At 39.6% G+C, this 25,545-nt stretch carries 30 protein-coding genes and 3 pseudogenes; 24 read left to right on the forward strand and 9 right to left on the reverse strand.

The window, feature by feature from the left end; translation table 11 throughout:
• Positions 1-19 precede the first annotated feature (19 nt).
• The 14 genes and pseudogenes from nrdI to JOC74_RS24425 form a co-directional block, all read left to right on the forward strand.
• Complete coding sequence (gene nrdI / locus JOC74_RS02905) at positions 20-412, forward strand: class Ib ribonucleoside-diphosphate reductase assembly flavoprotein NrdI (protein ID WP_053602887.1); 393 nt, start codon at positions 20-22, stop codon at positions 410-412.
• The gene (nrdE, locus tag JOC74_RS02910) at positions 372-2,474 is read left to right on the forward strand and encodes a class 1b ribonucleoside-diphosphate reductase subunit alpha (protein WP_053602888.1); all 2,103 of its coding nucleotides are present in this window, start codon (positions 372-374) and stop codon (positions 2,472-2,474) included. The genes nrdI and nrdE overlap by 41 nt, the downstream gene beginning before the upstream one ends.
• 81 nt (positions 2,475-2,555) lie before the next feature.
• Entirely contained in the window at positions 2,556-3,551 is a 996-nt protein-coding gene (gene nrdF / locus JOC74_RS02915) for a class 1b ribonucleoside-diphosphate reductase subunit beta (protein ID WP_053602889.1), read from the forward strand.
• A 36-nt stretch (positions 3,552-3,587) separates the two neighbouring features.
• The gene (locus JOC74_RS02920) at positions 3,588-4,205 is read left to right on the forward strand and encodes a hypothetical protein (protein WP_053602890.1); all 618 of its coding nucleotides are present in this window, start codon (positions 3,588-3,590) and stop codon (positions 4,203-4,205) included.
• A gap of 208 nt (positions 4,206-4,413) precedes the next feature.
• A complete protein-coding gene (gene spoVK / locus JOC74_RS02925; RefSeq protein ID WP_053602891.1) occupies positions 4,414-5,388 on the forward strand; it encodes a stage V sporulation protein K in 975 nt (324 codons plus the stop codon).
• Between the two features lie 111 nt (positions 5,389-5,499).
• Positions 5,500-6,762, forward strand: coding sequence for a GTPase HflX (gene hflX / locus JOC74_RS02930; protein WP_053606001.1), 1,263 nt, complete (start codon positions 5,500-5,502; stop codon positions 6,760-6,762).
• A gap of 32 nt (positions 6,763-6,794) precedes the next feature.
• Positions 6,795-8,045, forward strand: a complete 1,251-nt coding sequence (locus JOC74_RS02935; protein ID WP_053606002.1) for a methionine gamma-lyase family protein — start codon at positions 6,795-6,797, stop codon at positions 8,043-8,045.
• Between the two features lie 114 nt (positions 8,046-8,159).
• Entirely contained in the window at positions 8,160-8,561 is a 402-nt protein-coding gene (locus JOC74_RS02940) for a MerR family transcriptional regulator (RefSeq protein ID WP_053602892.1), read from the forward strand.
• A 57-nt stretch (positions 8,562-8,618) separates the two neighbouring features.
• Positions 8,619-9,956, forward strand: a complete 1,338-nt coding sequence (gene glnA / locus JOC74_RS02945) for a type I glutamate--ammonia ligase (RefSeq protein WP_053602893.1) — start codon at positions 8,619-8,621, stop codon at positions 9,954-9,956.
• A gap of 751 nt (positions 9,957-10,707) precedes the next feature.
• A pseudogene (locus tag JOC74_RS23300) lies at positions 10,708-10,877 on the forward strand (IS3 family transposase); the annotation flags it as partial.
• Between the two features lie 357 nt (positions 10,878-11,234).
• Complete coding sequence (locus tag JOC74_RS02950; protein WP_053602895.1) at positions 11,235-11,762, forward strand: RNA polymerase sigma factor; 528 nt, start codon at positions 11,235-11,237, stop codon at positions 11,760-11,762.
• On the forward strand, positions 11,746-12,501 hold the full coding sequence (locus JOC74_RS02955) for a DUF4367 domain-containing protein (protein WP_053602896.1): 756 nt from the start codon (positions 11,746-11,748) through the stop codon (positions 12,499-12,501). Before JOC74_RS02950 ends, JOC74_RS02955 begins: the two co-directional genes overlap by 17 nt.
• A 178-nt stretch (positions 12,502-12,679) precedes the next feature.
• Positions 12,680-13,063 (forward strand): hypothetical protein, encoded by a 384-nt coding sequence (locus JOC74_RS02960; RefSeq protein ID WP_053602897.1) that lies wholly within the window; start codon positions 12,680-12,682, stop codon positions 13,061-13,063.
• 166 nt (positions 13,064-13,229) lie between these two features.
• Positions 13,230-13,353, forward strand: a pseudogene (locus JOC74_RS24425) (IS3-like element ISBth8 family transposase); the annotation flags it as partial.
• Positions 13,354-13,624: 271 nt separating this feature from the next.
• On the opposite strand, the gene comJ reads toward JOC74_RS24425, so the two are convergent.
• From comJ to JOC74_RS02975, 3 genes are all read right to left on the reverse strand, one after another.
• Positions 13,625-14,113 (reverse strand): competence protein ComJ, encoded by a 489-nt coding sequence (gene comJ / locus JOC74_RS02965; RefSeq protein ID WP_053602898.1) that lies wholly within the window; start codon positions 14,111-14,113, stop codon positions 13,625-13,627.
• Positions 14,114-14,161: 48 nt separating this feature from the next.
• Entirely contained in the window at positions 14,162-14,548 is a 387-nt protein-coding gene (locus JOC74_RS02970; protein ID WP_376773347.1) for a NucA/NucB deoxyribonuclease domain-containing protein, read from the reverse strand.
• Between the two features lie 457 nt (positions 14,549-15,005).
• On the reverse strand, positions 15,006-15,725 hold the full coding sequence (locus JOC74_RS02975) for a DUF421 domain-containing protein (protein ID WP_053602900.1): 720 nt from the start codon (positions 15,723-15,725) through the stop codon (positions 15,006-15,008).
• 200 nt (positions 15,726-15,925) lie between these two features.
• On the opposite strand from JOC74_RS02975, the gene JOC74_RS02980 reads away from it, so the two are divergent.
• A complete protein-coding gene (locus tag JOC74_RS02980) occupies positions 15,926-16,582 on the forward strand; it encodes an SGNH/GDSL hydrolase family protein (RefSeq protein ID WP_053602901.1) in 657 nt (218 codons plus the stop codon).
• Positions 16,583-16,746: 164 nt separating this feature from the next.
• Here the strand turns inward: JOC74_RS02980 and lexA are convergent, their stop codons facing one another.
• Positions 16,747-17,367 carry a transcriptional repressor LexA gene (gene lexA / locus JOC74_RS02985; RefSeq protein ID WP_053602902.1) on the reverse strand — a complete coding sequence of 207 codons (621 nt, stop codon included), beginning with the start codon at positions 17,365-17,367 and terminating at the stop codon, positions 16,747-16,749.
• A 157-nt stretch (positions 17,368-17,524) separates the two neighbouring features.
• Here lexA and yneA point away from each other — a divergent pair, with 157 nt between their 5' ends.
• The 6 genes from yneA to JOC74_RS03015 all read left to right on the forward strand — a co-directional run bounded on the left by yneA (position 17,525) and on the right by JOC74_RS03015 (position 21,897).
• Positions 17,525-17,836, forward strand: coding sequence for a cell division suppressor protein YneA (gene yneA, locus JOC74_RS02990; RefSeq protein WP_053602903.1), 312 nt, complete (start codon positions 17,525-17,527; stop codon positions 17,834-17,836).
• Positions 17,837-17,856: 20 nt separating this feature from the next.
• On the forward strand, positions 17,857-18,522 hold the full coding sequence (locus JOC74_RS02995; protein ID WP_053602904.1) for a YneB family resolvase-like protein: 666 nt from the start codon (positions 17,857-17,859) through the stop codon (positions 18,520-18,522).
• Positions 18,523-18,596: 74 nt separating this feature from the next.
• Positions 18,597-18,827 carry a DUF896 domain-containing protein gene (locus tag JOC74_RS03000; RefSeq protein ID WP_053602905.1) on the forward strand — a complete coding sequence of 77 codons (231 nt, stop codon included), beginning with the start codon at positions 18,597-18,599 and terminating at the stop codon, positions 18,825-18,827.
• Between the two features lie 161 nt (positions 18,828-18,988).
• On the forward strand, positions 18,989-20,995 hold the full coding sequence (gene tkt / locus JOC74_RS03005) for a transketolase (RefSeq protein ID WP_053602906.1): 2,007 nt from the start codon (positions 18,989-18,991) through the stop codon (positions 20,993-20,995).
• Positions 20,996-21,146: 151 nt separating this feature from the next.
• Positions 21,147-21,626, forward strand: a complete 480-nt coding sequence (sirA, locus tag JOC74_RS03010; RefSeq protein ID WP_053602907.1) for a sporulation inhibitor of replication protein SirA — start codon at positions 21,147-21,149, stop codon at positions 21,624-21,626.
• A 52-nt stretch (positions 21,627-21,678) separates the two neighbouring features.
• A complete protein-coding gene (locus tag JOC74_RS03015) occupies positions 21,679-21,897 on the forward strand; it encodes a YneF family protein (RefSeq protein WP_053602908.1) in 219 nt (72 codons plus the stop codon).
• 62 nt (positions 21,898-21,959) lie between these two features.
• Here the strand turns inward: JOC74_RS03015 and JOC74_RS03020 are convergent, their stop codons facing one another.
• Positions 21,960-22,118: an aspartyl-phosphate phosphatase Spo0E family protein gene (locus JOC74_RS03020; protein ID WP_082363761.1), complete on the reverse strand. Its 159-nt coding sequence runs from the start codon at positions 22,116-22,118 to the stop codon at positions 21,960-21,962.
• Between the two features lie 176 nt (positions 22,119-22,294).
• Here JOC74_RS03020 and JOC74_RS03025 point away from each other — a divergent pair, with 176 nt between their 5' ends.
• From JOC74_RS03025 to JOC74_RS03035, 3 genes and pseudogenes are all read left to right on the forward strand, one after another.
• The gene (locus JOC74_RS03025; RefSeq protein ID WP_053602909.1) at positions 22,295-23,005 is read left to right on the forward strand and encodes a cytochrome c biogenesis protein CcdA; all 711 of its coding nucleotides are present in this window, start codon (positions 22,295-22,297) and stop codon (positions 23,003-23,005) included.
• Between the two features lie 94 nt (positions 23,006-23,099).
• Positions 23,100-23,476, forward strand: a pseudogene (locus JOC74_RS03030) (response regulator).
• A 72-nt stretch (positions 23,477-23,548) separates the two neighbouring features.
• Entirely contained in the window at positions 23,549-24,031 is a 483-nt protein-coding gene (locus JOC74_RS03035) for a CcdC family protein (RefSeq protein ID WP_053602910.1), read from the forward strand.
• A gap of 46 nt (positions 24,032-24,077) precedes the next feature.
• Here the strand turns inward: JOC74_RS03035 and JOC74_RS03040 are convergent, their stop codons facing one another.
• From JOC74_RS03040 to sspO, 4 genes are all read right to left on the reverse strand, one after another.
• On the reverse strand, positions 24,078-24,506 hold the full coding sequence (locus JOC74_RS03040; RefSeq protein WP_053602911.1) for a DUF2621 family protein: 429 nt from the start codon (positions 24,504-24,506) through the stop codon (positions 24,078-24,080).
• 228 nt (positions 24,507-24,734) lie between these two features.
• Complete coding sequence (locus JOC74_RS03045) at positions 24,735-25,112, reverse strand: Hsp20/alpha crystallin family protein (protein WP_211086041.1); 378 nt, start codon at positions 25,110-25,112, stop codon at positions 24,735-24,737.
• 62 nt (positions 25,113-25,174) lie between these two features.
• Positions 25,175-25,327, reverse strand: a complete 153-nt coding sequence (locus JOC74_RS03050; protein WP_082363765.1) for a small acid-soluble spore protein P — start codon at positions 25,325-25,327, stop codon at positions 25,175-25,177.
• 21 nt (positions 25,328-25,348) lie between these two features.
• On the reverse strand, positions 25,349-25,495 hold the full coding sequence (gene sspO / locus JOC74_RS03055) for a small acid-soluble spore protein SspO (protein ID WP_082363769.1): 147 nt from the start codon (positions 25,493-25,495) through the stop codon (positions 25,349-25,351).
• Positions 25,496-25,545: the final 50 nt, after the last annotated feature.

The following is a 25,545-nucleotide window of genomic DNA, read 5'->3' on the forward strand; positions in this document are numbered from 1 at the left end:
TTTGGGTTGTGATTCGATAATGGTTCAAGTCATTTTTGATTCGAAAACAGGAAATGTTAGACGGTTTATGGAGAAAATCGAACATTATTCGAAAGAACACGTAGATGAGGTGGAGGATATCAATTCCCCCTTCATTCTTGTTACCTACACGACAAATTTCGGAGAAGTTCCGCAATCGACTAAGGATTTTCTCGACAAAAACGGAAAGCATTTAATAGGTGTCGCGGCCAGCGGCAACAAAAATTGGGGAGAGTTTTTTGCGGGGAGTGCTGATCGAATATCTCGTTCTTACCAAGTCCCGATCATCCACAAATTCGAACTTAGCGGAACAGCGAAAGACGTTGATTTGTTCAATCAGGAGGTAGAGAAAGTTGTCACAGAATCAAGTGCCAAAATGGATACAGTTAAATAATGAAATTATGATTCAAAAATCAGGGAAATTCCAATTTGAGAAGGATAAGGAAGCTGTACATAGCTATTTCGTTGACTACATAAATCAAAACACAGTATTTTTTCACGATTTGAAAGAAAAAATTGATTATTTAATAGAAAACGACTATTACGAGCGAGAATTTTTAAGTCAATATTCGTTCGAAGAAATTAAACAAGTCTTTAAGACAGCTTACGATAAAAAATTCCGTTTTCCTTCCTTTATGAGTGCGTTTAAATTTTATAATGATTACGCGCTAAAAACGAACGACAAGAAAAAGATTCTCGAACGATATGAAGACAGAATCGCAATTGTCGCATTGTTCTTTGCGAACGGGGATGCAGGTAAAGCGAAAGAATTCGTCCGTTTGATGATTAATCAGGAATACCAGCCAAGCACGCCGACCTTCTTAAATGCAGGACGTAAAAGAAGAGGCGAGCTTGTCAGCTGTTTCCTTTTAGAAATTAACGATTCTTTAAATGACATTTCAAGAGCAATCGACATCTCCATGCAGCTGTCGAAGCTCGGCGGCGGAGTTTCTTTGAATCTTTCCAAGCTGCGGGCAAAAGGCGAGGCCATCAAAGACGTTGAGAATGCCACAAAAGGGGTTGTCGGCGTCATGAAGCTTCTAGATAACGCGTTCAGGTATGCTGATCAGATGGGGCAAAGGCAAGGCTCAGGCAGCGCTTATTTGAATATTTTTCATCGGGATATAAACGATTTTCTTGATACAAAAAAGATTTCAGCCGATGAGGATGTCCGTGTTAAAACGTTATCGATTGGCGTTGTCATTCCGGATAAGTTTGTCGAACTGGCAAAAGAGGATAAGGGGGCTTACGTTTTTTATCCGCATACAGTTTATAAGGAATACGGGGAGCATATGGATGAACTCGATATGAACCTTATGTACGACAAGCTAGTCGAAAATCCAAAGGTTAAAAAAGAAAAAATCAACCCTCGTAAGCTGTTGGAAAAACTGGCACTGTTACGATCAGAGTCAGGCTATCCTTACATCATGTTCCAGGATAACGTCAACAATGTTCATGCCTTAAATCATATCAGCAAAGTGAAATTTTCCAACCTTTGCTCCGAAGTGCTTCAGGCATCGCAGGTTTCTTCTTATACAGATTATGATGAAAAGGATGAAATCGGGCTTGATATTTCCTGCAACCTTGGTTCATTAAATATCTTAAATACGATGGACAATAAATCTTTGAAGCATACAGTAAAGCTTGCTGTCGATTCCCTTACTCATGTTTCGGATACGACAAGCATTAAAAACGCACCAGCGGTAAAAAGAGCAAACAGAGCGATGAAATCTATCGGCCTCGGCGCGATGAACCTTCACGGGTATTTGGCACAGAACAATATCCCGTACGAAAGTGAAGAAGCAAGAGACTTCGCCAATACGTATTTTATGATGGTGAATTATTATTCCATTGAGCGGTCCGCAGAAATCGCCAAAGCAAAAGGGGAAACCTTTTATCAATATGAAGGCTCCGCTTATGCAACGGGGGAGTATTTTGATAAATACATTCAGCAAAGCTTTACACCGAAATTTGATAAAATCGCCAAGTTGTTTGCAGGGATGCATATTCCATCAATTGAGGATTGGAAAAAACTAAAAGAATTTGTCAAAGAGAACGGGCTCTATCACAGCTACAGGCTTTGTATTGCGCCGACTGGTTCGATTTCGTATGTTCAATCCAGCACGGCTTCTGTCATGCCGATCATGGAACGTATTGAAGAAAGAACCTATGGAAATTCAAAAACGTATTATCCGATGCCTGGGCTTGCTCCAGAAAACTGGTTTTTCTATAAAGAGGCATATGATATGGACATGTTTAAAGTTGTTGACATGATTTCGACGATCCAGCAGCACGTCGATCAGGGAATCAGCTTCACGCTGTTCCTGAAGGATACGATGACGACACGCGACTTAAACAGAATTGATCTTTATGCCCACCATAAGGGCATTAAAACGTTGTACTATGCAAGGACGAAGGATACAGGGCAAGAAAGCTGTCTGTCTTGTGTCGTTTAATGAACCACCCCGGATCAATTAGCAGCCGGAAAGACAAACCGGCTGCTAAAAAAGCGGGTAAGCAAAAGGAGAGACAAAAGATTGACGAAAATTTATGACGCTGCGAACTGGTCAAAGCACGAAGATGACTTTACACAAATGTTCTATAACCAAAATGTGAAGCAATTTTGGCTGCCTGAGGAAATTTCTTTAAATGGAGATTTGTTAACGTGGAAATATCTCGGTGCAAATGAGCAGGACACATACATGAAGGTGCTTGCAGGACTGACTCTTCTTGATACAGAGCAAGGCAACACCGGTATGCCAATCATCGCGGAGCACGTTCAAGGCCACCAGCGAAAAGCGGTGCTGAACTTTATGGCAATGATGGAAAACGCGGTCCATGCCAAATCATATTCGAATATTTTTATGACTCTTGCTCCGACCGAGACCATTAATGAGGTATTTGAGTGGGTAAAAGAAAACAAATACTTGCAAAAAAAGGCTGAGATCATCGTAGGAATTTATGAAAAGATCAAAAAGGATGACGAGATTTCATTATTTAAAGCCATGGTCGCTTCGGTTTATTTAGAGAGCTTTTTGTTCTACAGCGGCTTCTATTATCCTCTTTATTTCTATGGACAGGGCAAGCTGATGCAAAGCGGCGAGATCATTAATTTGATTCTTCGCGATGAATCGATTCACGGAGTATATGTCGGCCTGCTTGCTCAAGAAATTTATAGAAAGCAACCTGAAGAGGTCAAGGAAGAGCTGAAGACTTTTTCTCTCGAGCTGTTAGACACCCTTTATCAAAACGAGCTTGCATATACAGAGGATATTTATGACCAGGTTGAGCTTTCCCACGACGTGAAAAAATTTATCCGCTACAATGCAAACAAAGCGCTGATGAACCTTGGCTTCGATCCTTATTTTGAGGATGAAGAGATCAACCCAATCGTATTAAACGGGCTGAATACGAAGACGAAGTCCCATGATTTCTTCAGCATGAAGGGCAACGGCTACAAAAAAGCAACCGTGGAACCGATAAAGGACGAGGATTTTTACTTTACAGAAAAGGAAAAACAAGAGCAGGTGTAACATCTGCTCTTTTTACATGTACTGGAGGTAACAACGATGGGAAAAATGGATGAAATCATTTTAGTCGTACCAAGAAAAGAAGTATTTGCTGATGAAACGCTAACATTCCAAGGGCTTACGGGCAATGAGGAATTGGTTTCGAAAATTATGGGGCAAATTGCCGAGCATTTTTCCGAAATGAGAAGAGGCGATGCAGAGGAAGCGCCGGAATTCAAACAGCCGATACCTTATGTAGTGATTAAACGCAAGGATGAAGTATTTGTTTATGAAAGACTTTCAGGCGGCGGAGAAGCAAGGCTGCATAATAAGCTTTCGTTAGGCTTTGGCGGGCATATGAATATGGAGCCCGGTCAATCCTTTCAAGAGCTATTGAAAATCAATACAGATCGTGAGCTTGAAGAAGAGCTCATTATAAATGAACCGGACAAGCTCGGAATGACAGCTATCGGTTTAATCAACGATGACGAAACAAATGTGGGCGCCGTCCATATCGGAATTTTATCCGCTCTTGAGCTAAAAGACGATGCCGCTGTTGCTGTTCGAGAAACCGAACAAATCCGGGGGTACTGGCTGCCCGTATCAGAATTGAAGAAAAAAGACCTTTATAACAGACTGGAAACATGGTCACAGTTTGTCGTTGATATTCTTTCGTAACCAATTAACAAAGGCCTCTCATTGAAGAGGCTGTTTTTTTTGTAATAAGTAAGTATGCATTTACATATATATCAATCTCTATGATCCAATTAAATGGGGTTTGCCCAGGCTTTTCGTGAATACAATAGGAGTAGCCTTAAAAGAACATAGGCATTTGTCACGGATGCATTCGAAATCGCATAGACTAATGTGTGAGGTGAACACTGGGATGGAGAGAGCGGTAACGTATAAAGAAAATGGCCAAATCAATATTATTCTTAATGGGCAAAAAAATGTTCTTGATCAAAAAGAAGCTGAAGCGGAATATCAAAAAGCCATGCAAAAAAATGAGACGAAGCACGGAATTTTAAGGGAAATTGAAAAGGAACTGGGAACTCTCGTAGGGATGGAAGAAATGAAAAAGAATATTAAAGAGATCTACGCTTGGATCTTTATTAATAAAAAGCGCGAAGAACAAGGGTTAAAAGCGGGCAAGCAAGCACTCCATATGATGTTCAAAGGCAATCCTGGAACGGGAAAAACGACGGTCGCCAGACTAGTGGGAAAGCTATTTTTTGAAATGAACGTTCTTACCAAAGGCCATTTGATCGAAGCGGAACGTGCAGATTTGGTCGGGGAGTACATTGGGCACACCGCGCAAAAGACTAGGGATTTGATAAAGAAAGCAATGGGGGGCATTCTTTTTATTGATGAAGCCTATTCTCTTGCAAGAGGCGGAGAAAAGGATTTCGGAAAAGAAGCAATCGATACGTTAGTGAAGCATATGGAAGATAAGCAGCACGAATTTATTCTCATCCTGGCAGGCTATTCGAGAGAAATGGAACAGTTTTTGCTGCTGAATCCAGGTCTTCAATCTAGATTTCCGATCAATATCGATTTTCCGGACTATACCGTTCAGCAGTTGATGGAAATTTCAAAACGGATGATGTCAGAGCGTGAATACCAGTTCAGTTCAGAAGCAGAGTGGAAGCTTAAGGATCACTTAATGACGGTTAAAAGCACGACCAGCCCGGAAAAGTTCAGCAACGGCCGTTACGTGCGCAACATTATTGAAAAATCGATCCGTTCTCAGGCGATGAGACTGCTCATGGGTGATTCCTATTTACGGAGTGACTTAATGACAATAATGAGCCAAGATATAACTTTTAAGGAAGAACACGCGACATCTGCTGATAATTTGTAACCTGCTGTCTTCACGATCGGCGGGTTTTCTTTTGCAGAAGATTTCTGGCAACTGAAGTCACAGTCTGATAAGATTAATCTATTCGGAAGTAACAAGGAAAGGAACATGTATTTGAACCTATTAGACGATATTCATGAAAAGGTCATACTTGTTGGCTGCCAGCTGCCCCATGTGTCAGATGAACGATTTGAGTACTCGATGGAAGAGCTTTCTTCTTTAACGAAAACAGCACAAGGAGAGGTTGTCTCCATTTTTACTCAAAAACGTCATTCTCCTGATTCCTCTACATTCATTGGAAAAGGAAAACTCGAGGAGCTTGCTGCATTCACGAAAGAATCGGGTGTGGATCTGGTCATTTTTAATGATGAGCTTTCGCCAAGCCAGCTAAGGGTATTAGCTTCCACGATTGAAGCGAAAGTGATTGATCGTACACAGTTAATATTAGATATTTTTGCGGGTAGAGCACGAACACGAGAAGGCAAGCTGCAAATCGAACTTGCCCAGTTAAAATATATGTTGCCGCGTCTGGTTGGCCAAGGGATGAACTTATCTCGCCTGGGCGGTGGAATCGGAACACGAGGACCAGGTGAAACGAAGCTTGAAACTGACAGGCGCTATATTCGCAGCAGAATCCATGAAATAGAATCGCAGCTGCAAACTGTCGTCAGGCACAGAAGCAGGTACCGTGATCGACGGAAGAAAAATGGCGTTCTGCAAGCAGCTCTTGTTGGATATACGAACGCAGGGAAATCGACGTGGTTTAATAAGCTGACAAGCTCAGAAAGCTTTGAAGAGGACTTGTTATTTGCCACGCTTGACCCAATGACAAGAAGGATGGAGCTGGAGAATGGTTATACTCTTTTATTGTCAGATACAGTTGGCTTCATACAAGATTTGCCGACGACGCTTATCGCTGCTTTTCGTTCTACATTAGAAGAAGTGAGGGAAGCGGACGTCATCCTGCACGTCGTCGACTCCTCAAATGAAGATAATATAGGGCATCAAGCGACAGTGAAAAATCTTTTAACCGAGCTAGAAGCAGATAAAATTCCGCGGCTGACCGTCTATAATAAGAGAGATAAAAAAACGGAGGAATTTATTCCTTCCCATGAAGAAAATTATGTATTGGTGAGCGTAAAAGATGAAAATGATGGGACAAGACTGAAAAAGCAAATGGAGTCCTTCATGAAGGAAGAACTGTTTGTTCCTTATTCTGTGAGAATTCCAGCAGATCATGGCAAGCTGATTGCTGAAATGAAATCTTCAACGATGATTGAAGGCACCACCTTCATTGAAGAACCTGAAGTATATCATATCAGCGGCTTTGCCCATCCGAACCACCGAATCTACGGGGAGCTAAAAAAGTTTGAGTAAGAAAGGAAAGCTGTATGTATTTACAACACGAGATGTTTGATGAGAAGATAAGGAAGGTTGCTGAAGAAACTGAGAAAGAGATTGCTCCCATCCATCAAAAAATCGAAGAAATTACTGAGTATAATGAACTTAGGGTGCTTGATAGCTTTAGAAAACATAAGGTGAGTGACTCGCATTTCAACCCTTCCACCGGATACGGATACGATGACGCGGGACGAGATACACTGGAACAGATTTATGCCGATGTTTTTGGCGGGGAAGCAGGACTCGTGCGGCCGCAGATTATATCCGGCACACATGCGATTGGGATTGCGTTATTCGGCGTCTTGCGGCCCGGAGATGAGCTCCTCTATATGACAGGAAAGCCATATGATACACTTGAAGAAATTGTTGGTATACGAGGAGAAAAAAATTCTGGGTCTCTAAAGGATTTCAATATCGGTTATCGATCTATCGAATTAAAGTCCGATGGGAAAATAGATTATGACGCAGTTTCAAAAGCAGTAAATAAACATACGAAAGTCATTGGCATCCAGCGTTCAAAAGGGTATGCCAACCGTCCTTCATTTACAATTGATGAAATTGAGGAAATGATTCGTTATGTAAAAGAATTAAAGGAAGATCTTATTGTATTTGTTGATAACTGCTACGGTGAATTTGCGGAAACAAAAGAACCGTCCCATGTCGGAGCCGATTTAATTGCCGGGTCATTAATAAAAAATCCAGGCGGGGGCCTTGCGAAAACGGGCGGATACCTCGTCGGGAAAGCCGATTTGATCAAAGCTTGCTCTTACCGGATGACAACACCCGGGATAGGCAGTGAAGCAGGAGCCTCGCTTTTTGCATTGCAGGAAATGTATCAAGGCTTTTTCTTGGCTCCCCATGTGGTCGGACAGGCATTAAAAGGTGCTGTATTTACTTCGAGGCTGTTTGAAAAGCTTGGACTCAAAACGAATCCTGACTGGAATTCAAAGCGCACAGATTTAATTCAATCCATCGAATTTCATAATGCGGAAATGATGATCGAATTTTGCCAAGCCATTCAACGTTTTTCCCCGATAAACTCGCATGTCACTCCGTATCCAAGCTATATGCCGGGTTACGAGGATGACGTAATTATGGCTGCAGGGACTTTTGTACAAGGGGCAAGTATCGAATTATCGGCAGATGGTCCTGTAAAACCGCCGTATGTTACGTATATTCAAGGGGGACTTACATATTCTCATGTAAAAACCGCTGTCTGCGGGGGAGTACAATCGCTCTTGGATAAAGGTCTATTGTGAATACTTATTAGTACTAAAAGAATAAAAACGGTGTAAAGATTCCTTACATATTGTTGACACATAATATAACATCAAATATAATGAAATCATGTGATAGAGAAGGAGGAAATTGAGATGAGTGATCAAATTCGCCGCTCAATGCCTTTATTTCCAATGGGAGTTGTGATGCAGTTAACTGAGTTATCTGCAAGACAAATTCGATATTATGAGGAAAATGAATTAGTATTTCCTTCCAGAAGTGAAGGGAACCGACGTTTATTTTCTTTTAATGATGTCGATAAATTATTGGAAATTAAACATCTGATCGACCAAGGTGTGAATATGGCAGGTATAAAACAAATATTTGCCAAAGCACAAAAAGAGAAAATGGGCAATGATAAGTCTGAAAAGACATTAAAACACAACATGTCCGATGAAGAATTACGTAAGATTTTGAAGAACGAGCTTATTCAAGCAGGACGCTTCCAAAAAGGCCAAACGACACGCCAAGGAGATATGTCCAGGTTCTTCCGTTAACATTATTAGCAACTGCATTGCTATATACATTTACCTTTAGAGGAGGAGTTTTGCGAAATGGCAAAGTATACTAGAGAAGATATTGTCAAATTAGTAAACGAGGAAAACGTAAAGTATATCCGTCTGCAATTTACAGACATTTTAGGAACAATTAAAAACGTAGAAATTCCTGTTAGCCAGCTTGAAAAAGCGCTTGACAACAAGTGCATGTTTGATGGTTCTTCTATCGAAGGGTTCGTAAGAATTGAAGAATCTGACATGTATTTATACCCGGATTTAAATACTTTTGTCATTTTCCCTTGGACTGCTGAAAAAGGTAAAGTAGCCCGTTTTATTTGTGACATTTACAGCCCGGATGGTACACCGTTTGAAGGGGATCCGCGTAACAACCTAAAACGAATCTTGAAAGAAATGGAAGAATTAGGATTCACTGATTTCAACTTAGGGCCTGAGCCTGAATTCTTCTTGTTCAAATTAGATGAAAAAGGAGACCCGACACTAGAGCTTAACGATAAAGGCGGATATTTCGACCTTGCTCCAACTGACCTTGGTGAAAACTGCCGTCGTGATATCGTTCTTGAGCTTGAAGAAATGGGATTTGAAATCGAAGCGTCTCACCATGAAGTTGCTCCTGGTCAGCACGAAATTGATTTTAAATATGCCGGTGCCCTTCGTTCATGCGATGACATCCAAACGTTTAAACTTGTTGTTAAAACAATTGCCCGCAAACACGGTTTGCATGCGACATTCATGCCTAAACCATTGTTTGGCGTAAACGGATCTGGTATGCACTGTAACCTTTCCCTATTTAAAGAGGGAGGAGTAAACGCATTTTATGATGAAAATGGAGAATTGCAATTAAGCGAAACTGCTAGACACTTTATCGCTGGAATTATTAAGCATGCTACAAGCTTTACAGCAGTAACAAACCCAACGGTAAACTCTTACAAACGTTTGGTTCCTGGATACGAAGCTCCATGTTATGTCGCTTGGAGTGCACGTAACAGAAGCCCGTTAATTCGTATCCCAGCTTCTCGCGGTATAAGTACTCGCGTAGAAGTTCGCAGCGTAGATCCAGCTGCTAACCCATACTTGGCAATGAGTGTTCTTTTAGCTGCTGGTTTAGACGGAATTAAAAATCAATTATCTGCTCCGGCACCAATTGACCGAAACATCTATGTCATGAGCAAAGAAGAGCGTATTGAAAGCGGCATCGTTGATTTACCATCAACTTTGGCACTTGCCTTAGAAGAGCTAAAATCCAATCAAGTTATGGTCGATGCGCTTGGTGAGCATTTATTCGCACACTTCATTGAAGCAAAAGAAATCGAGTGGGATATGTTCCGCACACAAGTACATCCTTGGGAACGCGATCAATATTTAACTCAGTTTTAATAAATCAACCCCTCTTGGCGCTCTATGCGCTGAGGGGTTTTTTATTTGGGGCATGATTTCATATATTCTTTGTTAGCTGGACTGCTGCGCCCTATTTTTATTGTGTGTTTTTCGTATTTTTCAATCGAATCGGATTGGATCTTTTCGCTCGGATGAGATTAGATATCAGATCTGACCTTGAGTTGTGCCCCAATCTTATTTGAGTAAGTTTGCCGCAACGAATGGAAAAGTACACCGGGTAGATATGCTTTTTTGAGAATCCATCTAAATGCAGTAAATAGAGTGGAATTAGCTAAACAACTTCCAACTTCACGGCAAAATACTAAATGTAGATCATGCTTGTATTTTTCTTTAAATTGTTTTAGGCCATATATTTTGGTATCCCCGAATAACTCCTCATCATCTTCTGCTTCATAATCAATCGTATGATCAACCACTATACAGGCGTTGTTTAAATCCGCACCAGCCCATTGTAAAGCGATTGCTCTAATACGCTGACTTACGGGGAAAGTATGGAACAAGATTCGGATATGTTGAAACGGATTTCTCCAGTTGCATGGTAACATTTCAATCTAAATGGAGAAGTTATAGTAGAAGAAACATCGGCTGATTGAATGTGTTGGTATAGTTGTGGAGGGGGATACAAATCAATGACATAATCGCCGAATCTTTTCACGCGATGGGTGATATAAGGACTCAAATCAGCAATATCCCTGTCGTTAATGTCATATCCTTCTAACACAGTTAGTGATACACAGATCAAGGCGGGCATTATCAAATGAAGAAATATCGCTACACGTAAAAGAACCATGGGGTTACCAAAGCATGTCATGTATAGGAATTTGTTATGACAATGCCATTATTGAGAACTTCTTCGGCATTATGAAATCAGAGGTCCTGCCGACAAAACGCGAAAAAAGTACGCTAAGCAGGTTTCCAACCTAAAAAAGCCGATTCCTAAATCGTACAGGGAATCGGCTTTTTTAGGTTGTTATTCAACGATACGATCGGGCGCGATTGTGGAAGAGAATCATATCAAACTTCTAAAGACAGTAGAGCTATCATTCAATCGAGTAATACGAAATCCCTCCTGAGTCATTTACATCTCAGGAGGGATTTTCATAATAAACCTTTTCGGGGGATATGCAAAAATACCCATTATCTTTTTTATTTTTTAGCGACTCTCATTACTTTTTCCAAAATTTTTATAAAAAACAGAACTTTTCTTGGTACATTCCGTCTAAACACTGAGATCTAAAAAAGGGGGAATAACAGTAGGTGAATGGAGATAGCAACAAAGCTATAGTTGAATGGTATGAAGAATACAATGAATCTATATTCAAATTTATTTTCATGATGGTTCAGGATTATCAAATGGCTGAAGACTTAAGACACGAAACCTTTATAAAAGCATTTGTTAATTATCATTCGTTTAAAGAAGAATCTAGTCCCAAAACTTGGTTATACCGAATAGCGCATAATGTAACTGTTGATTTCGTTCGTAAACGGAAACCTTTTATACTCTTAAAAGATGCCTTTCATTTACAGAAAGATACCACAAAAACACCTCATGAATTTTTGCAATTGAAAGAGGATTCTTACGAATTATATCATGCGCTTAGTTCGATTAAAGAATCATATAGAAAAGTGATTATACTTAGAAAAATAAAAGAGTTTTCTATCCAGGAAACGGCATTAATCTTAGGTTGGTCTGAAAGCAAAGTGAAATCGACACTTTTTAGGGCTATTCAAGCTTTAGAAAAACAAATGCTTACGGAGGGCTATTTTAATGAAAAAACAGTATGATTCATGCCTATACGATAATGAATTAAAAAAATTAGACTCTGATTTTATTTGGACAGATGCAAATAACCCAGAATTAAAAGTAAAGTTAATAAGGGATATGAACAAGAGGCAACCTAAATCCAAGTTTACTAATCCACTTGATTATGTATTAAGATTTAGTGCAGTTGCAACTGTATTACTAATTGTATTCATTATTGGAATTCAAGAAATAAAATTAAATCACAACTCTGGTTCAGAAAGTTCTACAGATACTGGAAGAGAATATCCATTTGATATAGAACCAATCAATGGAGATAGATTAATAACATTTACAGTGAGTGAACAAAATCGTATTGAAGGTATAACTATTCCACTAACGAATGAATCAACTATCCCACGGGATATTAGTAAAGAAGTACCATTCATAAGTGGAAAACCAGAAATTGGAGTAACTAAAAATAATGATGATCTAATTTTAGTTAAGGCAGCCTACCCAGTAACAAATGGACAGCCTATTATTGTTAAAGCCACTGAAAATACGTATGGTTCTACTCAGGAAGCAAAAGAAGCACTTGGATTAATGTATCCAAAGTCAAAAAAAATCTCTATTGGAAATAGAGATGCTATCCTTTATAACCCTGGCGATGGAGAAAGCTCTGAGCTACTAATAATTGAGGATAAGTATTTATATTTAATTAAAGGTGAGCATAATGAATCAGCCTTAATTAAAGTTGCTGAACAGATAAATTTTTCTAACTAATACTATTTTAAAATTAGAGGTTGTAAATGGGGTAAGTTATCGTAACCTTTGATTGTGAGCCAAAGCCCAAAACCTTGGGAAGCCCAAGCACCAAAACATGACTCAAAATAGATTATATATGTCCGGAAAAAGAATATTTTTCGGTCTAAACAAAAAATCAAATTGGAGTGATGAAAACATGTCAACACCAAATTCTAATTTCGGAACAAAGGGAAAGACTGGATATAATAGTGAACAGGCGGCTTCTAGGCTGAAAGCTCAACAGGCAGCTAAGGCAGCTAGGCTGACAGTTCAACAGGCAACTAAGGCTGCAAGTCAATTTAGAAAGGCGCTTGAGGCTCTTACTCAGGGAGTGGAGGCAGCTAGTCAGGCAGCTAAGGCAGCTCAAGAAGCAGGTAAGTATGGTAACGGTCAAGCGGGTGAGGCTGCTGGTCGGACAGCTGCGGCTTCTAGTCAGGCGGCTGCGGCAGCTATTCAGCTATCTGAGGCTATTAAACAAGCAGATAAGGCTGCTATAGAAGCAGATAAGTCTGAGTTTGATATTCAGGATAAATCCCTTTAATTTCTTAATGGTGATCGTTCCAGAGAATATCAGGAAGTTATTTGATTTTATAATGACCACACATTTTAGATATGTCTAATATGTGTGGTTCTAATTTATTTCTTATTTAAACATATAAAATTAAAAAGCCTGAATAAAAGAAGCCCTACCACATTTGGTGGGCTTCTTCTCGTACACATCACATGAATATCATCGACTGATGGATCATTTAGGTCTCATAGGGTAGCCATTCCCGAAAAGGAAATTGCCATGATAATGCTTGTTTTGAATCCTTTTTCTCTCAAATAAAGGCTTTTTTATTTTGAACTAGTTGTTTTTTTCTTTGATAACTAACCTAAATATAATTAATTGGCTTATTTTAAGCCATTTTGTTTACATTTATAATTGAATAAAACGGAGAATACATATTAGACATGTATAATAATGTATTTCCTTTTACTTTTATGATTTTTTAAAATTTAGGGTTTGTTTGTTGGATGACCCTTATATAGTTCTTTTTTATTTAGACATGCTAGTATTTTCTATTTTTCTATTTTTTCTGATGGATCGGAAGGGAACTATTCAGACTGCCGCCTTGGCGTCCATAATCAGCGGAAGCTGCGGAGAAAGCTGACCGTCGTGCTTCAAAATTATGGCCTGCGGGTCGGCGGATGGGATAAAGCGGAAGGCGTATCGAATCTTCGGCTTTCCTTTTTCCTCCACTTTCAACGGGATGGCCTCAAACAAGAGAGTGTATAGGCCATCCGGGATTTTGTAATCGAACGTCTTGGACAAAATGCTGCCGATCGTGATCCCTTCTCTACCCACTTCGAACGGCACTGCAATGGCTCTCACCGAATCTTCCCCCGAAGATACCCTGTTCTCGATCGACACTTCAATTTCGCTATTCACATCACCCAATGTACCAAATGCAACGCTACCTGGTCTCCAGGCGAATCCTTGTCTGATGTGACCATCCGTCCAATCCGGGAAAGGATTGTCCAAGTTTTTCCGATAGACGGCAATTTGGGAGTACGATATGAGAAGCTGATGCACGGGCCATTTTTTCATGGATTAAGCCTCCTAATATGAGAAGAAGAGCCCTGTATTACAAGGCCCCTAATACGACATAACGAATTTGACACGGGTTCCGTCCGGATACGATTCTAGTTGGTTTCCGACCCAAGCGCCCGCTCCGCGGTTGTCGGAGGAAGGAACATAGCGGACGCTTGCACCGTATCCGCCTTCTTCGCACTTCGCCATCGGCCATTCGTCGCGGTCGTAAACTGATTTCGTAGGAATGCCCGCCAGCGATTGTTCGCGTCGCTCTTCAGCGCCGTCACGTTCGATCGTGCAGACGGACGGGTGTCCGGCCATGGCGTCGCGGACGTGGTCTCCCGTGTAAGGATACCGATAGAAAGGGAAATTAAGAGTCACGTCATAGCCTGTTGCCGCTTCTGCCTGCGTCGTATGTACGGCAAACAGACCGACAAGACAGCCAACCAGCGTAGCCACAGTCAAAAAAACAGAGAGTAGTACGGCATTACGTTTTTTCACGTCAATCCCTCCAATTTCGATTTCAGGGCAGTTCTTGGACTGCCCAAAATAAACTCTACTGGAGGAATGTAAAACAGGTGTCAACATCAAATGAAGATTATTTAAACCTTTCCAGGGAATGTAATTTTGGTTAATATGTAAGGGCTTTTTTTCTGTCAAGGTGCGCAAACGCCATACAATTCACAAGTTCAGAAAGGGCAGGAGCTGCCATTCAGCCTTATCCAATTTAAAAACAAAATGAATCATTCAATTGGATAAATAAAGAGCGTGTTTTGATAAATCTTTTCAAAACAATTTGTATAGATAATGGTTGTTGTTGTGTTGATCCTTTCTCTAGCCTAAGCCAACCAAAAAACAGATAGACATGTTACACTCCGGGCATAAAATTATAAACAAGTTATGGTGCTTAAAGTTTGTTATTCTCTATAGTGTTAACGGTTAGTGAATGATCTGTGCCTCTAACTGAAGCGTAAATTATATGTTTTATTTGCTGGTATCCATTCGCCGCCAATTCCTTTTTTAACCATTCATCGTTCTTATTAATTAATTTTAAATTTTTCTTTTGAATCTTCCCCTCAATCACAACGGCAATTGGCAATCCTTTGTATTCAACATTTATATGTAAATCCTTCGGAGTAACGGGCACTAACTCTTTTTTAGGTAATATGCTGATTTCCCCATTAGGTTCCAATATCGCATATTCAATATCTTGGATATCCGGGTATCCTGACGCTCTTAGATTCGATAATAATTCTGCCAATGAATATTTGTTCTTCCTTAAGTTATTGTATATAACCTCGCTATGTTTAATAAGAATTGTCGGATTCCCAATAATAAATTGATTAATCCAATTGTACAAGCTTAGCTTTGAAATAATCAGGTGCACACACGTAACGACAATCATACCAATCAGCGCTTGTACAATTCCGTCTATTTTAATTGCTTCAAAAGCTAAATAAGATAAAAAAATGATTGCTCCAAAATCGTAGGGAGTAAGCTGTGCAAGAGCAGATTTCCCCAAAAATTTCACTGCAAAAATAAATACAACAAAGATAAATATTAAATTGACGACAAAAGAAAACACTTCTAACACCTCGTTTGACGAAATGACAGATAGGAAATCCATGATGGCAAAGAGTCGACTATCTTTCATTTTCCAAGTTGTTCATATAATTAACTACTAAAAGAATTATATACAATTGGGAATTTTTCATGATGGCGAGTTTAGAATGCAAAAAAGATTTTCAAAAATGAAGAATAAATAATATGATGAATGTATGAGGAAGTAATAACAAGAACTTTTCTGAGAACGGGGGCAGGTTGAGTATGAATACATTAAGCAAGTGGGAAAACAAGGTATGGCTTACATTAGGGGATAGCATTACAGAATTTGACCAGACCTTTTACAACGGTGTATTTCTTCGCGGGTATCAAACGATCATGAAGGAAACTATGGGGTTTGCAGAATATATCAATCGAGGAGTTTCCGGAAAAACGATGACCGCCAATGATGAAGGTTCAACTCATGTAGTAGGAGAGGCACAAAATCTGAATAATATTGATGTCATCACAATTTTTGCTGGAACGAACGATTATAAATTAAACAAGCCAATCGGATCATTAGGAGCAATTGGCGATACGGAATTTGATACTTTTACGTTTTACGGCGCTTATCGCTCATTACTTGAAAACCTTCTAACGAGAAAACCAACTATAAAAATCTATTTATGGACTCCGTTACAAAGGGACAATGCTGGATATGATGTGAATTACATAAATCCAGCAGGCCATAAGCTGATTGATTATGTAAATGCCATAAAAGCAGTTGGCCAGATGTATGCCGTGCCGGTCCTAGACTTATATTCTGTAAGCGGTATCACAAAGCTGACCTTAAATACATATACTTGGGACGGCCTTCATCCAAACAATAACGGTTATGAGCGTATTGCTGAGATCGCCAAAGGCTTTATGGAAGTGAATTAAGTGAATTAAGCTCATAAAAAGAGAGAGGTGATAGATTCATTTCATTTAACACGACAGATTCAATTGTTTCTAAATTCATGATGCGCAAAAGGCAACTTAATTGAATTCCTTTAAGATATTTTAAATAAAGAAAGAAGTGCGAATTTTCTGCACTTCTTTCTTTATTAATGAATCGTTCTGTATACGCCGATTACTTTCCCTAAAATACTGACATTTTGTAAAATGATTGGCTCCATCAGTGAATTTTCAGGCTGCAAGCGAATGTAATTATCTTCCCTGAAAAAACGTTTTACTGTCGCTTCATCATCATCCGTCATCGCAACTACAATATCCCCGTTGTTTGCAGTGGTTTGCTGCTTAACAATAACGTAATCCTTATCAAGAATTCCGGCTTCAATCATACTTTCACCCATAATTTCCAACATAAATACATTTTCATCAGGAGGAACAAGGCGATCTGGCAGCGGGAAATATTCCTCGATATTTTCTACGGCAGTAATTGGGCTTCCAGCAGTTACCTTACCGATTACTGGTACAGTAACGACCTGGCTCTGAGGGATTTGGACTACCTCGTCCTCCAAAACTTCAATTGCTCTAGGCTTGGTAGGATCACGCCTGATCAACCCTTTTGTTTCGAGCCTTGCTAAATGTCCGTGCACAGTGGAACTTGAAGCAAGGCCGACTGCTTCACCGATTTCTCTAACAGAGGGCGGATAACCTTTGCGTTTAACCTCTTCTTTTATAAATTGCAATATATCGAGTTGCCTTTTTGAGAGCTTTGACAAAATATTCACCTCTGTACGTCTATTTTACACAAATTATAGCATGTTTTTCCTTAAAGTACAAACATAGGTTCGAAAAAAACGATTGACAGAAACATTTGTTCCCCCTTATACTGAAAATAATCATACGAACACACATTCTATCAAGGGGGAGATCAGCGTGAAGAAGGAATCATTTATTTTTTTCTGTCTATTTGCTTTCACTTTATGCGTGTCTATATCTTTTATATCTTTCTTAGGGAAAAGCAGCAGTGATGAGAATTATGTTAAGATTGAAGTTCAAGAAGGTGACAGTCTTTGGAACTTAGCTGAATTGATGGAGGATAAACAGTCATTGAGCAAACAAGCTTTTATTGAGTGGGTAACTGAAAGAAACCATTTGACCACGGATTCTATTAAACCAGGTGATATTTTGGTGCTGCCCGTTGAAAAGGAACATCCGTCCACATATCAGCTCGCTACTGTCGAATGACCGGAGGATAAGCAGAGAAGATGAAAACAGCAATTATTTATGCTCGTGTGAGCACAACAAAAGAACAGCAGGAAACCTCTTTAAAAAGGCAGCTGGAGGAGCTGGCAGGACTAGCTGCTGAAAACAATATGACAGTTGTTCGGACAATATCAGAAAAAGCCAGCGGCTACGATCTAGACCGGCAGGGTGTGTTTGAGCTGCTTGACAGTATGAAAGAATTTAAGGCAGATGCTGTGCTAATCCAGGATGAAACAAGGCTGGGAAGAGGAAATGCTAAAATCGCCCTTTTGCATTGTATATATAAAGAAGGTGCAAGGATTTTTTCAATTTCCCATCGAGGGGAGCTTGAGCTCTCGGAGGCTGATTCTATGGTTTTAGAGATTGTTAGTATTGTCGAAGAGTATCAACGCAAACTGCATAACCTCAAAATAAAAAGGGGTATGAAAAAGGCTGTAAAAAATGGCTATCGCCCGCAAGATCACTTAGTTCCTTTTCATGACGGTACAGGAAAAGAACGAAAGGATGTACCGCTGGAGGAAATCGTTCGGTTACGGGCACGAAAGCTGACGTTCCATGAGATTGCTGCTACGTTAAGAGGGGTTGGCTATGACGTTTCGAAAGCCACTGTCCATCGTCGGTACCAGGAATACATACAAAAAGAGGAGCAAACGAACGAACGCCCATAACCTAAAACCGTTTGGTTGAAATTTGCATTCTTATTTAGTAGGATGTATGAATAAACCACTTGAAGGAGAAGGTTATGCTTTCCAAAGATAAGATTGCCAGAATAAATGAACTTTCAAATAAGTCAAAGTCAGGACAAATTACAGCTGAAGAGCAGGCTGAACAGAAGAAATTGCGTGAAGAATATTTAAAAAGCTTCCGTTCTTCTATGAAAAAAACGTTAAAAGGCGTTACAGTTATTGATCCTAACGGACAGGATGTGACTCCTGAGAAATTAAAAAACGAGAAGCGAAAGGATCTTCATTAATCCGACAGTTCTTTATTCATATTTGCTTTTTCGACTGAGTTTTACTCTCTCTTTAAGGAAATAATTCCTTTTTCTTAAACCACACAAAAAAGTTGTGAAAACATTTAGAGAGTTTTATGATAAAATAGTGTAGTGAATAAAGCACAAGAAAGGGGATAACTATGTCAAATTCAATCGAATCAAAATCTATTGCAACAATTCGGACACTGTCTATAGACGCTGTAGATAAAGCCAACTCTGGCCATCCAGGAATGCCTATGGGAGCTGCTCCAATGACGTATTCTTTATGGGCCAAGCATTTGAATATTAACCCGGAAAATCCTGAATGGTTTAACAGAGACCGTTTTGTTCTTTCAGCAGGTCACGGTTCTGCACTTTTGTACAGCATGCTGCATTTAAGCGGTTTCGATTTGACAATTGATGACCTGAAAAGCTTCAGACAATGGGGAAGCAAGACGCCTGGTCATCCTGAATTCCGCCATACTGCTGGAGTAGATGCAACAACGGGTCCACTTGGACAAGGAATCGGAATGGCAGTCGGAATGGCATTAGCAGAACGTCATTTGGCAGAGACTTACAACCGTGATCATTTTAATATTGTAGATCACTTTACATATGCCATTTGCGGAGATGGAGACTTGATGGAGGGCATTTCTAATGAAGCGGCGTCTTTAGCCGGACATTTAAAATTGGGTCGCCTTATCGTCATGTATGATTCCAATGATATTTCTTTGGACGGAGAACTTCATCAATCCTTCTCAGAGGATGTAAAACAGCGCTTTGAAGCTTTGAATTGGGAAGTACTTTACATCAAAGACGGAAATAATGTTGAAGAAATTTCAGCTGCAATTGAAAAAGCAAAACAAAACCAATCACAGCCTACATTGATTGAAATTAAAACAACCATTGGCTTTGGTTCTCCTAACCGCGCAGGAACATCCGGGGTTCACGGAGCTCCGCTTGGTCTTGATGAAACCAAATTGACAAAAGAAGCCTATAAGTGGACATATGATGAGGATTTTTATGTTCCTTCAGAAGTGTATGACCATTTCCAAACTGAGATTAAGGAATCTGGGAAGAAAAAAGAAAGCGAATGGAACGCGTTATTTTCTGAATATAAAAAAGAATATCCAGAGCTTGCCGCGCTGCTTGAAGCAGGTATAAAAGGAGAGCTTCCGGAAGGCTGGGACAAGGATATCCCTGTATACGAGAAAGGTAGCAAGCTTGCAACAAGAGCTTCTTCCGGAGAGGCACTTAACGGTATTGCAAAGAACCTTCCGTTTTTCTTCGGTGGCTCTGCAGACCTAGCAGGATCCAACAAAACAACAATAAAGAATGCCAAAGATTTTTCAGCTGCTGATTATTCAGGGAAAAATATTTGGTTCGGTGTTCGTGAATTTGCAATGGGAGCCGCTTTGAATGGAATGGCGCTGCATGGCGGATTACGAGTGTTTGCCGGAACGTTCTTTGTATTCTCTGACTACTTGCGTCCAGCTATCCGCCTTGCTTCTCTCATGGGATTGCCTGTTACCTATGTGTTTACTCATGATAGTGTAGCAGTCGGCGAAGATGGACCGACGCATGAGCCGATTGAACAGCTTCCTTCATTACGCGCGATGCCTAATTTGTCAGTTATCCGTCCTGCTGATGCGAATGAAACGGCTGCTGCTTGGAAGCTTGCTGTTTCATCTGAAACGCATCCTACTGCACTTGTTTTGACAAGGCAAAACCTTGAAACGATTGATCAGTCTGCAGACACTGCGTTTGAAGGTGTGTCAAAAGGAGCATACGTTGTCTCTGCAAGTAAAAATGAACAGGCAGATGCTTTGCTTCTTGCTACTGGTTCAGAGGTAAACCTTGCATTAGCCGCACAGGAAGAGCTTGCTAAAGAAAATATCGATGTTTCCGTTGTCAGCATGCCTTCGTGGAATCGGTTTGAAAGCCAATCAGATGAATATAAAGAGTCTGTACTGCCATCACAGGTTACAAAACGTTTAGCGATTGAAATGGCTTCCCCATTTGGTTGGGAAAGGTACACAGGATCAGAGGGAGATATTCTCGGCATCAATCAATTTGGCGCATCTGCTCCTGGTGATACCATTATCAAAGAGTTTGGATTTACAACTTCTAATGTTGTAAACCGAGTTAAAAATCTTTTAAATAAGTAAGTGAGGAAAAAGAGAATGAGTTTTCATTCTCTTTTTTTTGTTCGACAAAAATAGTCTTCTCTCTTGCCACCAAATGACAATCCTTGATTATACTATTTTGTATAATAGAGCTTAAAATGAAGGGTTACCGGCATGAAAGGAGATGCGGGGAATGGACCGTCACTATTACACTTATTTAATCGAGGATGAATTTGCTTCTCACTATTTTGGAAGGGAATCCGTTATGTACCATCTTTTTCGTGACTATCATTGGACAAACCTCACACGGGATGAGTATATACTTGTATCTAAACAAGTGGACTATATTACTAAGCCGATACCTATGCTTTCTATGCATCAAAAATTGAATGTTGAATTGAACCAGCTTGATTTCGTCCAAATTAATTCTTTATACAGAGCAGTAATGCCAAATGGTAGAGGCTGTGCCACATTTATGATGAAGGATCGACATATTGAAGTGCTTGCAAGCGGCGATTATGAAGCGGAAACTATCTTTTTTGAAATATTGCGAAAGATAAGTCCTTGCTTTTTGGCAATGGATTTTAGAACAAATCGTTATGGATGGCTAAACCCAGTAAAAGAAGAAAATTTGTCTAAAAAACAAGAAATCTATGGCGGAAATGTTGTATAATATCCTTTGGTTTAGTACACTTTAATCGAGACAACATGAAGGAGGAAATATTATGGATTTATGGGTTGTCATCCTGGTTGGAGTTCTTGCATTGCTTGCTGGAGTTGCACTCGGGTTTTTTATTGCTCGTAAATATATGATGAGTTATCTTAAAAAGAATCCGCCAATTAATGAGCAAATGCTTCGAATGATGATGATGCAAATGGGCATGAAGCCATCTCAGAAAAAAATTAACCAAATGATGAAAGCTATGAACAACCAAGTGAAATAAATGGTCTGCATATCAATAATCATTAAAAAACCCTTTTTGGGGTTTTTTATTTTTGGAGAACTTTATCTGTCTGACTGGTGTAGTTTTTGATATTCAAGAACTAGATAATCTAATTGCTGGCTGTATTCTAATACAGCCGGCGACTTTATTCCATTCGCTTTAACTACATGTAAAAGCTCGTCTCTTTTTTTCTCAATTTCTGAAAGTAGTTTATTAGTCAACGGACGTTACCTCTCCAATTTCGTAATAGTAATCTTTTATTTTCAAAAGTATAGCGACTTTCTTTGCTCGAATAAAGCGCTTCGGAGAAGATGACAATAAAATGACATGAAATTGTCATGCCATGAAATAATTATGATAGAAGGGTTTCTGGTACACTACATAGAGGGGTGAGGGAATGGGTTCGAATATTAATTATTTTCTTGCGTTGGGGGCAGGTTTTTTGTCATTTATTTCGCCATGCTGTCTGCCGTTATATCCTGCATTTTTGTCTTATATTACGGGAATTAGTACTGGCGATGTCCAAGCAGATAAAACAATGTCCAGCAGAAAAGGGGTACTCCATACGCTTTTTTTCCTAATCGGCTTTTCGATCATTTTTGTGGCCCTTGGGTATAGCACGTCATTCATAGGCGGCTTTTTCTTCCGTTATCAGGAGTTTATTCGTCAACTGGGGGCAATTTTGATTATCTTTTTCGGATTGATCACGCTTGGCGTGTTTAAGCCCGAGTTTATGATGAAGGAGCGCCGCTTCCATCTTAAAAACCGGCCAGCCGGAATCATTGGTTCTGTTGTTATCGGAATGGCGTTTGCAGCTGGATGGACTCCTTGTACAGGTCCGATTCTAGCAGCAGTGATTTCACTAGCTAGTACAAATCCTGGTTCATCAGTACCTTATATGATGTTATACGTCGCAGGCTTTGCCATTCCATTTTTCGTGTTGTCGTTCTTTATTTCAAAATTACAATGGATAAAAAAACATCAGCTGCTGTTCATGCGGACAGGCGGCATCGTTATGATTTTCGTAGGAATCCTGCTTTACTTTGATTGGATGACAAAAATCATTATCCTATTATCAGATGTTTTCGGAGGGTTTACAGGATTTTAGAAAGTTAAAAAACATTCCTTGGATGATTTCGGTTCTATTTTCCTATATAATTAAGTTAAATTAATTAATTTTTAGGAATCAAGGAGTGGGATGAGTGACTAAAGTCCTGATTATTGATGATACTAAGTTTATTAGATTAAAGATAAGAGAAATTGTTGAAAAAATAGGGATGGACGTCGTAGGTGAAGCATCTGACGGAGAAGAAGGACTTTCTCGATTTATCGAATTAAAACCTGATTTAGTAACCCTTGATATTACGATGCCTGTTAAAAACGGTATCGAAATGTTAAAGAAATGATAGCGATCAACCCAAAAGCGAATATCATCATGTGTTCAGCAATGGGGCAGCAAAGGCTGGTAGTCGAAGCTATCGAAAATGGAGCGAAAGATTATATTGTGAAGCCTTTTGAAGAGTCGAAAGTAATTGAAGCAATTAATCGGTTGATGATGAATGTAAACAAAACCATTTAATCTTACGCTAAATGGTTTTTTTTATTGGATTGGAGTATAGTATAGATAGAGTACAAAAAAGGGTGATGTCAATTGATGATTATACTATCCTCCGTTTTTGCAGTTTTCATGGCTCTCCTTGTCATGTTTATTAGGGTGAAATCGTCTGAAAAGCCGGCTACCTCGAAAAAAATTATTTTGCCGCCCATATTCATGAGCACAGGCGCGCTTATGTTTCTTTTTCCTGTGTTTAAAGTGACCGCTGCCGAGTTTTTGGAAGCCATTGCAGTTGGGATGTTTTTTTCGATTTTTTTAATCATTACATCTAAGTTTGAAGTCCGGGAGAATCAAATTTATTTGAAACGTTCGAAGGCATTTATTTTTATTCTCATTGGTCTTTTAGTTATCCGGATTGTGATGAAGACGGTTATGAGCTCAACAGTGGATTACGGCGCGTTAAGCGGAATGTTTTGGATATTGGCCTTCGGAATGATTGTGCCATGGAGAGTGGCGATGTATATATCCTATCGAAAGCTTTATAGCAAGCTTCACTCATCAAATATCCAGTTAAATTAAAAAGAACCTTTTCGCGTAGGAAGGGTTCTTTTTATTGGCTCTATTTTTACTTCATTAAAATCTCATAAGCGGAGAAGTCAATATTTTTTTCCTTTAGATGCTTTCGCAAAAATTTGTGGTCTCTTTTTGGTGTTGCAAGAATATATCCTCGGATGATCAAGTCCAAGCTAATGGCATCTGCGTCTTCTTTTATAGCAAGCTCGCCGATTTTTCCTGCGATTTTCGCTTTTGCAACATCACGAAATAGATCTGGGACAGGCGAAACCAATTCATTTAACAGGTTGATTTTCTCTTTTGTCCAAAGATGCTTGCTTTTTTCAATATAGTAGTCCTGCCAATCGAGATCGGACCTCCCGTCTTCTTTCGGCAGCCGTTTTAAAAACTTTCGAAACATAAAAAATCCGCCTATCGCAAGCAAGACGATCATTGTTGCTCCCCAGCCCAAGATCATCCATAGATACCATCCCTCTAGCATCTCCCATTCACCCCTTTGCTCTTACATTTTACCGCAAGAAACAATAGAAAAAAATGAAAAAAAGAGAAAATAGAGGGTTTCGTCTAGTCAATTAAAAAAAGAAAACATAGAATAAAACATATCATGTGATCTACTATTTGGCCATGGAGAACACATGAATGGGTATTGACGTAAATGAACGAAAATAGAAACCGCGTTCCTTGGGCAGAGCGCGGTTTGTTTTTGTGCTTATTGGAACGGAAGAATAATGGAGAAAGAAGAATGATCACCGTTCTGCTGCTTGGCAATTTTTATTGAGAGGATGTGGTTAGCACATTCAGTTTCAATGGATTTATCGGTTAAATCGAAGGGGAGAAAGAGGTTTTTAGTAAAGTCTTCTTTTTCTGTCTTTACAGTTAAACAGAGTTCTTGATTATGATAATTGATTTCTATTTGGGTCACATGAAAAGAACTTATGTCGGCTTCTACAATATACTCATTCGTTGTTTCATACAAATCGATAGGAAATTTATCGTCATAAATCGCATAAGGGTCGTCTAAAAACTGCTTCATCCAATCGTCCAATCTTTCGAAATCATCAGGCTTGGCTTTTTTTTCTTTTGACATTGATATTCCCCCATACCTGGCATATCTATAGTTTATGCAAGCAGGTGGGGGAATGGTGACGCTTAAAAATCGTGGTGGCTGTTATGCTTTTGGCGAGAGTGATTCCTGTTCTTTACCTTTTTACTTCCGCTTAAAGGCTCAGGCTGACCCGGTCCAAGCTGATGTCCCTTTGGCGCATTTTTTCGAATGTCTTTACCGCTGTTTTTATTTGTCATCTATCGTTACCTCCGTGGGACTTACCTGTTGGTTTTTCTTTTTTTATTGTTTTGTCTTTCCTCTTCAGTTAATACCTCTTGGTGTTCCTCGTTATAGCCGGCACCTCTGCCTTGCGCCTTTGCTGCATTCATGCCATTTACGACATGATTGGCTTTTCGCTTAGTCAAAATGTCTTCACCTCATCTATAGTGTGACCGTCTATCTGAAAAAGAAGCAT

It is taken from the genome of Bacillus capparidis, assembly GCF_017832095.1.
Classification (GTDB): Bacteria; Bacillota; Bacilli; order Bacillales; family Bacillaceae; genus Bacillus; species Bacillus gobiensis.

Bases quoted from the DNA above. Each gene is read 5' to 3' on its own strand.
- JOC74_RS02940 (WP_053602892.1), top strand. From the start codon at position 8,160: ATGAGTGATCAAATTCGCCGCTCAATGCCTTTATTTCCAATGGGAGTT.
- JOC74_RS02980 (WP_053602901.1), top strand. From the start codon at position 15,926: ATGAATACATTAAGCAAGTGGGAAAACAAGGTATGGCTTACATTAGGG.
- JOC74_RS02975 (WP_053602900.1), bottom strand. From the start codon at position 15,725: ATGGATTTCCTATCTGTCATTTCGTCAAACGAGGTGTTAGAAGTGTTT.
- JOC74_RS03015 (WP_053602908.1), top strand. From the start codon at position 21,679: ATGGATTTATGGGTTGTCATCCTGGTTGGAGTTCTTGCATTGCTTGCT.
- nrdI (WP_053602887.1), top strand. From the start codon at position 20: ATGGTTCAAGTCATTTTTGATTCGAAAACAGGAAATGTTAGACGGTTT.
- tkt (WP_053602906.1), top strand. From the start codon at position 18,989: ATGTCAAATTCAATCGAATCAAAATCTATTGCAACAATTCGGACACTG.
- JOC74_RS03050 (WP_082363765.1), bottom strand. From the start codon at position 25,327: ATGACAAATAAAAACAGCGGTAAAGACATTCGAAAAAATGCGCCAAAG.
- JOC74_RS03025 (WP_053602909.1), top strand. From the start codon at position 22,295: ATGGGTTCGAATATTAATTATTTTCTTGCGTTGGGGGCAGGTTTTTTG.
- JOC74_RS02920 (WP_053602890.1), top strand. From the start codon at position 3,588: ATGGGAAAAATGGATGAAATCATTTTAGTCGTACCAAGAAAAGAAGTA.
- spoVK (WP_053602891.1), top strand. From the start codon at position 4,414: ATGGAGAGAGCGGTAACGTATAAAGAAAATGGCCAAATCAATATTATT.
- JOC74_RS03040 (WP_053602911.1), bottom strand. From the start codon at position 24,506: ATGCTAGAGGGATGGTATCTATGGATGATCTTGGGCTGGGGAGCAACA.
- glnA (WP_053602893.1), top strand. From the start codon at position 8,619: ATGGCAAAGTATACTAGAGAAGATATTGTCAAATTAGTAAACGAGGAA.
- comJ (WP_053602898.1), bottom strand. From the start codon at position 14,113: ATGAAAAAATGGCCCGTGCATCAGCTTCTCATATCGTACTCCCAAATT.
- JOC74_RS02935 (WP_053606002.1), top strand. From the start codon at position 6,795: ATGTTTGATGAGAAGATAAGGAAGGTTGCTGAAGAAACTGAGAAAGAG.
- sirA (WP_053602907.1), top strand. From the start codon at position 21,147: ATGGACCGTCACTATTACACTTATTTAATCGAGGATGAATTTGCTTCT.
- JOC74_RS02995 (WP_053602904.1), top strand. From the start codon at position 17,857: ATGAAAACAGCAATTATTTATGCTCGTGTGAGCACAACAAAAGAACAG.
- JOC74_RS02960 (WP_053602897.1), top strand. From the start codon at position 12,680: ATGTCAACACCAAATTCTAATTTCGGAACAAAGGGAAAGACTGGATAT.
- JOC74_RS03045 (WP_211086041.1), bottom strand. From the start codon at position 25,112: ATGTCAAAAGAAAAAAAAGCCAAGCCTGATGATTTCGAAAGATTGGAC.
- JOC74_RS02955 (WP_053602896.1), top strand. From the start codon at position 11,746: ATGAAAAAACAGTATGATTCATGCCTATACGATAATGAATTAAAAAAA.
- JOC74_RS03000 (WP_053602905.1), top strand. From the start codon at position 18,597: ATGCTTTCCAAAGATAAGATTGCCAGAATAAATGAACTTTCAAATAAG.